The sequence below is a fragment of the Streptomyces triticirhizae genome, assembly GCF_003696235.1.
In the GTDB taxonomy this organism is placed as follows: domain Bacteria; phylum Actinomycetota; class Actinomycetes; order Streptomycetales; family Streptomycetaceae; genus Streptomyces; species Streptomyces triticirhizae.
Genome location: NZ_RFFJ01000259.1, coordinates 1 through 7,082 on the forward strand (window position 1 = coordinate 1; position 7,082 = coordinate 7,082).

Annotated in this window: 6 protein-coding genes and 1 pseudogene; 2 read left to right on the plus strand and 5 right to left on the minus strand. The window is 76.3% G+C overall.

Translation table 11 applies throughout. The features are described from left to right. A pseudogene (locus EBN88_RS27385) lies at positions 1 to 244 on the plus strand (serine/threonine protein kinase); the annotation flags it as partial. Positions 245 to 399: 155 nt separating this feature from the next. Here the strand turns inward: EBN88_RS27385 and EBN88_RS27390 are convergent. From EBN88_RS27390 to EBN88_RS27405, 4 genes are all read right to left on the minus strand, one after another. Beyond that, the gene (locus tag EBN88_RS27390) at positions 400 to 861 is read right to left on the minus strand and encodes a GNAT family N-acetyltransferase (RefSeq protein WP_122399731.1); all 462 of its coding nucleotides are present in this window, start codon (positions 859 to 861) and stop codon (positions 400 to 402) included. 53 nt (positions 862 to 914) lie between these two features. Next, on the minus strand, positions 915 to 1,829 hold the full coding sequence (locus EBN88_RS27395; RefSeq protein WP_233581028.1) for a TrmH family RNA methyltransferase: 915 nt from the start codon (positions 1,827 to 1,829) through the stop codon (positions 915 to 917). A gap of 74 nt (positions 1,830 to 1,903) precedes the next feature. Continuing rightward, complete coding sequence (gene cobA / locus EBN88_RS27400) at positions 1,904 to 3,109, minus strand: uroporphyrinogen-III C-methyltransferase (RefSeq protein ID WP_122399733.1); 1,206 nt, start codon at positions 3,107 to 3,109, stop codon at positions 1,904 to 1,906. Positions 3,110 to 3,314: 205 nt separating this feature from the next. Beyond that, positions 3,315 to 3,674 (minus strand): DoxX family protein, encoded by a 360-nt coding sequence (locus EBN88_RS27405; protein WP_122399734.1) that lies wholly within the window; start codon positions 3,672 to 3,674, stop codon positions 3,315 to 3,317. Between the two features lie 168 nt (positions 3,675 to 3,842). Here EBN88_RS27405 and EBN88_RS27410 point away from each other — a divergent pair, with 168 nt between their 5' ends. Then, the gene (locus EBN88_RS27410; protein ID WP_122399735.1) at positions 3,843 to 4,703 is read left to right on the plus strand and encodes a sigma-70 family RNA polymerase sigma factor; all 861 of its coding nucleotides are present in this window, start codon (positions 3,843 to 3,845) and stop codon (positions 4,701 to 4,703) included. Between the two features lie 594 nt (positions 4,704 to 5,297). Here the strand turns inward: EBN88_RS27410 and cobT are convergent. Next, the coding region (gene cobT / locus EBN88_RS27415; protein WP_122399736.1) for a nicotinate-nucleotide--dimethylbenzimidazole phosphoribosyltransferase at positions 5,298 to 7,082 on the minus strand (1,785 nt) is incomplete at its 5' end.

Consider the following 7,082-nt stretch of genomic DNA (forward strand, 5'->3'; position numbering starts at 1 on the left):
GGCGGCGCGGGGGCGCGCGAGAGAACGGGAGCGTGCGCCGGAGCGTGCCGCCGAGCGCGCGCGGGGCGGGGCGCGGGAGCGGACCCGGCCCAGGCCGCCGGAGCGCCGCCGGCCCGGCCCCTCGGCCAAGCGCCGGGCGGCGGACCAACGGCTGTTGCGCCAGCGGGTGTTCGTCTTCGTCACGGTGACGCTGCTGGTCGCGTTGGGCATCACGCTGGCGCAGGGGTGTCAGGGCCCGCTGTAGCTCGTGGCCGCCGGGCCGGGGCGGGAGAACGCCGGGGGCGCGGGCGGCCGCGGGGCCGTCCGAGGCGCGGCCGGCCGGGCCGGAGATGGCTGGTTCGGGGGCGGCCGGTTCGGGGCGGCTGGTTCCTGGGCGCTCGCTGCGGGCCGGGGCGGTGGTCAGTCGTCGTCGAGGCGGAGGGACATCACGCGTTCCGGTGGTTCGGGGAGCGCGGTGAAACCGACGCGGGCGTAGACCTCGTGGGCGTCCTCCGTGAAGAGGAGTATCCGCTTCAGGCGGTGCGGGGCGAGGTGGTCCCTGACGGTGGTGGCGAGCCAGGTGCCCAGGCCACGGCCCCGGTCCTCGGGGCGGACATAGACGTCGCAGAGCCAGGCGAAGGTGGCCAGGTCCGTCACCACCCTGGCGAAGCCGACCTGTTGGCCGTCGGGCGCGTAGAGCCCGAAGTTGAGGGAGCCGGCGATCGCCCTGGCCACCGTCTCCCGGTCGCGGCCCAGCGCCCAGTAGGCGTCGGTGGACAGCCACCGGTGCACCCGGTCGACGTCGAGCCGGTCGGGGTCGGTCGAGATCTGGTAGCCGTCGGGGCGGCGGGTGACGGTCGGGGCGGCCTCGCTGGTGGTCATGGATCGGGAGGGTAACGGCCGCGCGCCGCGCGGGAGTCGGATTTTCCGCGTGCTCAGCGGGCCGACGCGGGCGGCCCCTGGGTCAGCGCGTAGCAGGCGACGGCGGCGGCAGCCGCCACGTTCAGCGAGTCGATGCCGTGCGCCATCGGGATGCGCACCCACCGGTCGGCGGCGGCCAGGGCGCGGCGGGTGAGGCCGTCCCCCTCGGCGCCGAGCATCAGCGCCAGCCGGGCGCCGCCGGCCTCGCCGTTCGCCCCGCCGTTCGCCCCGCCGTTCGCCCCGCCGTTCGCCCCGCCGTTCGCCCCGCCGTTCGCCCCGCCGTTGGCCCCGCTCGTGGCCTCGGCGACCGCGTCGGCCAGGTCCACGGCGGCCGGGTCGGGGGTGAGCGCCAGCAGCCGGAAGCCGGCGCCGGTCACCTCGGTCAACCCGCCGGGCCAGCCGGCCAGTCGGGCGTAGGGCAGGGCGAAGACCGCGCCCATCGAGACCTTCACGGAACGCCGGTAGAGCGGGTCGGCGCAGTCGGGCGAGAGCAGCACCGCGTCCATGCCGAGGGCCGCCGCGCAGCGGAAGACGGACCCGATGTTGGTGTGGTCGTTGACCGCCTCCAGCACCACGACGCGGCGCGCGCCGGCGAGGAGGCTCGCGGCGTCGGGCAGCGGGCGCCGGCCCATCGCGGCCAGGGCGCCCCGGTGCACGTGGTAGCCGGTGACGGCCTCGGCCAGCTCCGGGCTGACCACGTGCACGGGCGCGTCGGCGCGGGCGATCAGGTCGGCCATGGCCTCGACCCAGCGCGGGGTCAGCAGCATGGAGCGCATCGGGTAACCGGCGTCCAGGGCGCGGCGGATGACCTTCTCGCCCTCGGCCATGAAGAGGCCCTCGGCGGGTTCGAGGCGACGCCTCAGGGCCACGTCGGTCAGCGAGGTGTAGTCGGCGAGCCGGGGATCGGCCGGGTCCTCGACGACGGTCAGCCGCCCGGCGGGCACGGCGGCGGGGGCCGTCGCTGGCGCCGTTCCCGGGGGCTCGGTCCTCTCGGGTGTCGCGGTCACGGGACCGCCACCACGTCACCGACCACGATCACGGCCGGCGGCCGGATGCCGGCCTCGGCGATCCGTGCCGCGACGGTGGCCAGGGTCGCGTCGACCCGGCGCTCGGCCGGGGTGGTGCCCTCCTGGATCGCGGCGGCCGGCGTCCGGGGGTCCCGGCCGTGGGCGATCAGCGTGTCGGCGATGGCGGCCATCCGTTCCACCGCCATCAGCAGCACCAGGGTGCCGCGCAGCGCGGCCAGCGCCGGCCAGTCGACCAGGGAACGCGGGTCGTCCGGGGCGAGATGGCCGCTGACCACGGTGAACTCGTGGGCCACGCCCCGGTGGGTGACCGGAACGCCGGCGGCGCCCGGAACGGAGATGGCGCTGGTGACGCCCGGCACCACGGTGACCGGAACGCCGGCCTCCGCCAGGGCCTGCGCCTCCTCCCGGCCCCGGCCGAAGACATACGGGTCGCCGCCCTTGAGCCGCACGACGGAACGGCCCGCCCTGGCGTGTTCGACGAGCGCGGCGTTGATCGCCTCCTGCGCCATGTAGCGGCCGTAGGGGATCTTGGCGGCGTCGATCACCTCGACTCCCGGCGGGAGTTCGTCGAGCAGGTCGCGCGGGCCGAGCCGGTCGGCGATCACCACGTCGGCCTCGGCCAGCAGCCGGCGGCCCCTGACCGTGATCAGGTCCGGGTCGCCGGGGCCGCCGCCGACCAGCGCGACGCCCGGCGTCCGGTCGCGGTGGCGGGGCGCGCCGATGGTGCCCTCGCGCAGCCCCTCCACGACGGCGTCCCGCACGGCGGCGGAGCGGCGCGGGTCGCGGCCGGTGAGCACGGCGACGGTGACCCCGTCACAGCGGCCGGTCGCCGGCGTCCAGGCGCTGGCCGCCTCGGCGTCGTCGCTGCGCACCGACCAGACGCGGAGCCGCTCGGCCTCGGCCGACGCCGCGGCGTTGACCTCGGGGTCGTCGGTGGCGATCAGCAGGTACCAGGCGCCCTCGACGTCGCCGGAGCGGTAGCCGCGCCGCTCCCACCGCAGCTGGCCGGCGTCGGCCATGGCCTCGACGGACGGGGTGACGGCGGGGGCGACCAGGGTCACGTCGGCGCCGGCGTTCAGCAGCGCGGGCAGCCGCCGTTGGGCGACGGTGCCGCCGCCGAGCACGACGACTCGGCGGCCGGCGAGGCGCAGCCCGACGGGGTAGGCGGGGAGGTCAGACATCGACGGTACGAACTCCTTGACGCGGGGCCGCGCTCGCGGCTGGGCGTGCCGGGAGTGCGGACCGGAGAAACGACGCGGGGCGCCGGTGCTCCGCGAGCCTCAGCTTACGGGGCAGCGCCCTGGGGGCGTGGCCCCGGGAGTCCGGGGCGGCCGGCCCGTGGCGGGGCTCGGGTCCGGTCCCTCGTGCCTCGCGGCACAGGGGACGCTAGCCCACCGCTCGGCGGAGCAGACAGGCGGTGGCCGCCACCGCGAGGAGCAGATACAGGCCGGGGAACGCGATGTTGGAGAAGACGCGGGCCCTCACGTGGGCGACGACCGCACCAACGAAGAACAGCGTCAGGCCGACGCCGGCGGCGACGCCAAGCCAGGGCGCGACGATCAGCCCGACGACGAGTCCGGCCGCCCCGGCCAGCTTCAACGAGCCCAGCCAGGGCACAGCGGTGGCGGGAACGCGCACCGCCGTGGCGTTCCGCACCACGAACCCCGCCCTGACGAGATCGGCGACGGCGATGAACGCGTTCGCCACGATGCACACCAGCGTGGCGACGAACAGGACGGCCGTCATGCGCCGCTCCCGCCGCGCGGCGGGCGGGGGCGCGGGGCCCGTCTCGAAGTGGCGGCCAGGGGGCCACGGCTATGCTCATCGGTGGGTGTCTCCTCGGTAGGGGGCTTCGTGGGCGAGATCGGCGGTCTCGTGCGTCCGACGTCTCCCGCCCCGGAAAAGTGACACCTGGTGGTACCCCTTGAGGAGTTCGAAGCGGCCCGGCCGCAGCTGACGGCGATCGCGTTCCGCCTGCTCGACTCCGTCGACGACGCGGAAGACGCCGTGCAGAGCACCTGGATCAGGGCGAGGGCCGTCGACGCCGACACCCTTCGCAACACGGCGGCCTGGCTGACGACCGTTCTCACTCGCGTCTGCCTCGACCAGCTGCGGGCTCGTCAGCGGCGCCGGGAGGAGCCCCTGTTCGCGGACCTGATTCCGGACGAGGCCCTCGCGGCGGACGAGCAGTACCTTCGGCGCGAGAACATCTCCCGCGCGTTGATGGTGGTCCTCGCCCGGCTGACGCCATCCCAGCGCGTCGCGTACGTCCTGCATGACCTGTTCGACGTCCCGTTCCTTGAGGTCGCGGGGCATCTCGGTACCAGCCGGGACAGCGCGAAGAAGCACGCCAGCCGGGCACGCGAACGGATCGCGCACTGCGCGCCAACGTCCGCGTCCCCGCCCGCGACGAGCGTCGACAGCACCGTCGTGGATGCCTTCCTCGCGGCGGCCGCCGGCGGTGACATCGGCCGGGTCCTCGCCCTGCTGGCCGACGACTGCGTGCGCGTCGTCGACGAGGCGCTGGTGCCTCCCGGCGCGCCGACCGTGGTCAGCGGCGCCTCCGCCGTCGCCGAGGAGACCGGGCGGTTCGCCGACCGCATTCGCGCCAGCGCGCCGATGCGCCTCGCGGGCGAACGGGTCCATGTCATCGCCCCCGGCGGCCACCCCCTCGCGGTCGTCGCCGTCACCACCTGGGACGGTCGGGTCGCCCGGATCGACATCGCGCGCGCCTCCACCCACCCGGCGTGGGCACGGCGGTCGGCAACGACCTGACGCCGGCGGGCGGTTCGGCGCCTCCGCGCCGCGCGGGGACCGGGGGTGCCGCTGCGCGGGGCGTTCGGGCGCCGTGCCGCCGCCTCCGCCGGTGCGCCGGCGGGGGCGGGCGTTCGTTGCGGGACGGGCGCGCTCGCTTGCGGAGTGGAGCGTCGTGGTCGGCTGCGCGGGCCGCCGGGTCCTGGTGGCGGGGCGATCGGGCGCGCGTCGGGACGGATGGGGCGGGTGGGTGGTTGGGGTGGTTGAGCGGGTGGCCGGGTAGGTGCCGCCCCTGGCGAGCGGCTGGCCCCGGCGTGGGCCGGAGGCGGCGCCTCCGACCACCGGCACGCCACCTCGCCGAGCCGGGCGGCGATGTGCCGGGCTCGGCGTTCCGGCAACCGGCAGGCCGGGCCGGTGACGTGCCCCGTCGCGCGACGGAAAGCCGGACCCGGCGAGGGATTGCGACACGCATGGTCGGTGGTCACACCCGGTCCGAGTCGGCCCACAGCCATCACGCCAGATGAGCCGAAGGCGACAGACGCCGCCGTCAGCCGAACGCCCCCGGCGCCTCGGCGCCCGCTGGGCGCCGGGCGCCTCCCGGGCCCGGCCGGCAGGTCAGTTCTTGTCGGTGACACCCGCCGAGTCGAACGTGGCGACCTCGCGCATCGCGCGCGCCGCGCTCTGCACCAGCGGCAGCGCCAGCAGCGCGCCGGTGCCCTCGCCGAGGCGAAGGTCGAGGTCGACCATGGGCCGCAGGCCCAGCGCCGTGAGCGCCGCCTGGTGGCCGGGCTCCGCGCTGCGGTGCCCGGCGACACAGACGGAGACCGCCTCCGGCGCGATCGCCCGCGCCGCCAGTGCGGCGGCGCCCGCGCTGACGCCGTCGAGCAGCACCGGCACCCGCTGCGCCGCGCCGCCCAGGATCAGGCCGGTGAGCGCGGCGTGTTCCAGGCCGCCGACGGCGGCCAGCACGCCCAACGGGTCGCTGGGGTCGGGCTGGTGGAGTTGCAGCGCGCGGCGGACGACGTCCACCTTCCGCGCGTGCGTCTCGTCGTCGATGCCGCAGCCGCGCCCGGTGACCTCGGCGGCCTCGGCGCCGGTGAACGCGGCGACCAGCGCGGCGGCCGGGGTGGTGTTGGCGATGCCCATCTCGCCGGTGAGCAGCGCCCGGTTCCCCGCCGCGACGAGGTCCCTGGCGATCTCGATGCCGACCTCGACGGCGCGCAGCGCCTCCTCGCGGCTCATCGCCGGACCGACGCTGAGGTCGGCCGTGCCGGACCTGACCCGGCGCGGGATCAGGCCGGGCATCCCGGGCAGTTCGTCCCTGACGCCGACGTCGATCACGCAGACCTCGGCGCCGACCTGGGCGGCGAACGCGTTGCAGACCGCTCCCCCGCCGAGGAAGTTGGCCACCATCTGGCCGGTGACCTCCTGCGGCCAGGGCGTGACGCCCTGGGCGTGGACGCCGTGGTCGGCGGCGAAGACGGCGACGGCGGCCGGCTCGGGCACCGGCGGAGGGCAGCTGCGGGACAGCCCGCAGAGCTGGGCGGAGATGACTTCGAGGGCGCCGAGCGAGCCGGCCGGCTTGGTCATGCGCTTCTGGCGTTCCCACGCCTCGCCGAGCGCCTGCGCGTCCAACGGCCTGATCTCGGCGAGCGTCTGGCTCAGCAGGTCGTGCGGCTCGGCGCCGGGCAGGGCGCGGCGGCCGTAGGACTCCTCGTGGACCACCCAGGAGAGCGGCCTGCGGTGGGTCCAGCCGCCCGGGCCCTGTTCGGCCTCGTCGGGGAACGAGTCGACATAGCCGACGCAGAGGTAGGCGACGACCTCCAGGTGCTCGGGCAGGCCGAGGGCGTGGACGAGTTCGCGTTCGTCGAAGAAGCCGATCCAGCCGACGCCGAGGCCCTCGGCCCGGGCCGCGAGCCAGAGGTTCTCGACGGCGAGGGCGGAGGAGTAGGGGGTGGTCTGCGGCTGGAGGTGCCAGCCGTAGGTGTTGCGGCCGCCCCGGGTGGGGTCGGCGGTCACCACGATGTTGACGGGGGTGTCCCGGATGGCGTCCACGCTGAGTTGGCGGAACTGCCGGGCCCTGGCCTTGGACAGGGACCTGGCGTAGGTCTCGCGCTGGCGGCGGGCGAGTTCGTGGATCGCGTTGCGGGTCTCGGGCGCCTTGATGATCACGAAGTCCCAGGGCTGGGCCGGGCCGACGCTGGGCGCGTTGTGGGCAGCCTCCAGCACCCGGAGCAGCACCTCGGGCGGCACCGGGTCGGAGCGGAAGCCGTGGTGGACGTCGCGGCGGTCGCGCATCAGGCGGTGCACGGCCGCCCGTTCGGTCTCGGGGTAGCCGGGCGCGGGCGCGGCGGCGGCGGGCTCGGCCGCCGCCGGCTCGGCGGGAGGCGCGGTCGGTGG

Excerpts from the sequence above, each read along its gene's own strand:
- EBN88_RS27390 (WP_122399731.1), bottom strand. The coding sequence starts at position 861 with ATGACCACCAGCGAGGCCGCCCCGACCGTCACCCGCCGCCCCGACGGC.
- cobA (WP_122399733.1), bottom strand. The coding sequence starts at position 3,109 with ATGTCTGACCTCCCCGCCTACCCCGTCGGGCTGCGCCTCGCCGGCCGC.
- EBN88_RS27405 (WP_122399734.1), bottom strand. The coding sequence starts at position 3,674 with ATGACGGCCGTCCTGTTCGTCGCCACGCTGGTGTGCATCGTGGCGAAC.